This window comes from Sphingomonas sp. Ant20 (assembly GCF_000783375.1).
Taxonomy (GTDB): domain Bacteria; phylum Pseudomonadota; class Alphaproteobacteria; order Sphingomonadales; family Sphingomonadaceae; genus Sphingomonas; species Sphingomonas aerolata.
In genome coordinates this window covers 1-2,865 of record NZ_JRVI01000132.1, presented here as the reverse complement: position 1 = coordinate 2,865, position 2,865 = coordinate 1, and the positions used below count along the sequence as shown (strand labels likewise).

Below are 2,865 nucleotides of genomic sequence, written 5' to 3'. Positions count from 1 at the left end.
CCGGCGCCGGGTCACGCGGCAGTCCGCCCCGGCCGCGATCGCCGGGTCGCGCCGCACGCTTTCGACGACGAACCCCTGTCGCCACAGGATCCACAGCAGCACGAGCCCCGGCACCGCGACGACCATCGTCAGCATCCAGAAGCCGGGCCAGCCCAGCGCGTTGGCAGCATAGCCCGCGGCGCCGCCAGCCACGTCCGCCCGACCGCCGCGAACGACGACAGCAGCGCGAACTGCGTCGCGGTATAGGCGAGGTTGGACAGGCCAGAGAGATAGGTGACGAACACCGTCAGCCCGATCCCGCTCGTCACCTGTTCGGTCGCGACGGCGATCGTCAGCCAGGTGTTCGAATGGCCGTGCCAGGCGAGGATCACGAACATGAAGTTGCTGAGCATCATCAGCATGCCCGACACGAACAGCGCGCGTCCCAGGCCGAGCCACGCCATGAACGGCGCGCCCAGTGCGGTCCCGACGATCAGCCCCCAGAACCCGACCAGCTTGTTGATCGCGATGAATTCGGTATCGCTGAACCCCAGCTCGACGATCATCGGGTTCAGCATGCCCTGCCCCATCGCATCGCCCAGCTTGTAGATCAGCACGAACAGCAGGATCAGCACCGCGCCGCGACGCTGGAAGAATTCGCGGAACGGCCCGATGATCGTATCCTCGAGCCAGCGCCCGCGCGACGCCCCATCCTGCGATGCCAGCACCCGGTCATGCAGTCCGCGGCCTGCCCAGAGCGCCGCGAGCGCGCCGGGAATGACGCAGAACGCGGTCAGCCCATAGCCCATCGCCCAGCCAAGCCCGAGCCCTTCGGACGAGGCGATCGCGATCGTGCCGACCCCTGCCGCCAGATTGCCGAGCCGGTAGCCGAACTGGTTGTTCGCGGTCCCGTGCGGCAATTCGTCCTCGGGCAGGATCTCGATCCGGTAAGCGTCGATCACGATATCCTGCGTCGCGCCGAGGAACGCGGTCACGATCGCCCAGAAGGCGAACACCCCGAGATGCTCCTGCGGCGCGCTGAACCCCAGCATCCAGACCGAGCCGAACAGCAGCGCCTGGACGAAGAACAGCCACGCGCGACGCTGCCCGACCCAAGCCGTCAGCACCGGGATCTGGAACCGGTCGATGAACGGCGCCCAGAGGAATTTCAGCGTGTACGGGGTCGTCAGGCCGATCGCGAAGCCGATCGTCTTCTTGTCGATCCGACCTTCGACAGCCAATAGCCCATCGTCCCCAGCAGCAGCGCGAGCGGAAAGCCGCTCGATATCCCGAGCAGCAGCGCCGCGATCGGCCGGGGCCGCAGATAGGGGGCCATGGTGGCGAGCAGGGATCGACGCGGAACGGCTGTGCTGGACATGGCGCGACCATAGCGGGCTGCCGACGCGAGGAAAGGCGGAAGACGTCGTCGCGTCGCCTCGGTCGCGACGAAGCTAAACGCGTGCCGTCAGGCAGGCGAGCTGAACAGCCGCAGACCCGAAGGCAGCTTCTTGGGTTCGCTCCCCGCCATCCGCGCCTCGATCGCGGCGATCGCAGCAAGCAGGTCGCGCTGCGAATAGGGTTTGGAGAGACAGCCTGCGGCCAGCGTCGTCGCCTCGACCGGGCAGTTGCCCGTGACGAACAGCACCGGCACCCCGCGCTCGAGCGCAGCCCGCGCCACGTCGAGTCCCGATCCGTCGCTCAGGCTGACATCGGCGAGGATCAGGTCGATCGCGGACTCGCTTTCGATCACCGCCAATGCATCGCTGACCCGGTCGACCGTCGCGACCACGGTGAATTTCGATTCGGTCAGAAAATATTCGGTGTCGAACGCGACCAGCGGTTCGTCCTCAACAACCAGCAAGCGGATGATCAGCCGCTTCTTCTTTCCGAACAGCATCGACATCACGCCCCTTCGCGCAACGAATGGTCGTTACGCCCATGCGACATAACGCACCGCACCACGAAGGGTCGCAAATATTTTCGCGCTGCACCCCGATCCATAGTATCAGCCGCGCCATGACGACTTCAAAAGACGATAACCCGACTGCCAGCCCGTCGAACGACGCGCCCGCAACAGCTCCTGCAGCCCCCATCAAGGGCGACCGCATCGCCAAACTGCTCGCCCGCGCGGGCGTCGCATCGCGCCGCGACATCGAACGGATGATCGCCGAGGGGCGCGTCGCGCTCAACGGCACCACGCTCGACACGCCGGCGACGATCCTGCGCAACCTTGCCGGCGTCACCGTCGACGGCGATCCGGTCGAGGCGCCCAGCGCGGCGCGGCTGTTCCTCTACCACAAGCCGACCGGGCTGCTCGTCACCGAGCGTGACCCTGCTGGCCGGACGACGATCTACGACCGCCTGCCGCGCGAACTGCCGCGACTCGTTCCCGTCGGTCGCCTCGATCTCAACACCGAGGGGCTGTTGCTGATGACCACCGACGGTGGCCTAAAGCGCCAGCTCGAACTCCCCGCGACCGGCGTCGAGCGCGCCTATCGCGCCCGCGCCTATGGCAACATCACCCAGCCGCAGCTCGAGGAGCTGATCGAGGGGATCGAGATCGAGGGCGTCCGCTACGGCTCGATCAACGCGAATATCGAACGCCGCACCGGCGCGAACGTCTGGATCGAGATGATCCTGACCGAGGGCAAGAATCGCGAAGTCCGCCGCGTGCTCGAACATCTGGGTCTCCAGGTCTCGCGCCTGATCCGCACCCGCTACGGCCCGTTCGTGCTCGGTGATCTCGCCCCCGGCCAGATCGGCGAGGTGCTCCAGCACGACGTCGTCGCCTTCCAGAAGGAGCTCGCGCGCGGCAAGCCCGAGGGCCCCGGCGCGCGTCCGAACATCGGCATCAGCGCCAGCGCTGGTGCGGGTGCGGGGATCGGC

Annotated in this window: 4 protein-coding genes; 1 reads left to right on the top strand and 3 read right to left on the bottom strand. The window is 67.1% G+C overall.

Going from position 1 to position 2,865, the window contains the following annotated elements; genetic code table 11:
• Positions 1-128 precede the first annotated feature (128 nt).
• The 3 genes from NI18_RS14945 to NI18_RS14940 form a co-directional block, all read right to left on the bottom strand.
• Positions 129-1,220 carry an MFS transporter gene (locus tag NI18_RS14945; RefSeq protein WP_306286442.1) on the bottom strand — a complete coding sequence of 364 codons (1,092 nt, stop codon included), beginning with the start codon at positions 1,218-1,220 and terminating at the stop codon, positions 129-131.
• The gene (locus NI18_RS27185) at positions 1,166-1,357 is read right to left on the bottom strand and encodes a hypothetical protein (protein ID WP_306286441.1); all 192 of its coding nucleotides are present in this window, start codon (positions 1,355-1,357) and stop codon (positions 1,166-1,168) included. The genes NI18_RS14945 and NI18_RS27185 overlap by 55 nt, the downstream gene beginning before the upstream one ends.
• An 87-nt stretch (positions 1,358-1,444) precedes the next feature.
• A complete protein-coding gene (locus NI18_RS14940) occupies positions 1,445-1,876 on the bottom strand; it encodes a response regulator (RefSeq protein ID WP_037530970.1) in 432 nt (143 codons plus the stop codon).
• A gap of 119 nt (positions 1,877-1,995) precedes the next feature.
• Here NI18_RS14940 and NI18_RS14935 point away from each other — a divergent pair.
• On the top strand, positions 1,996-2,865 hold an 870-nt coding region (locus tag NI18_RS14935; RefSeq protein ID WP_157840545.1), incomplete at its 3' end, for a pseudouridine synthase.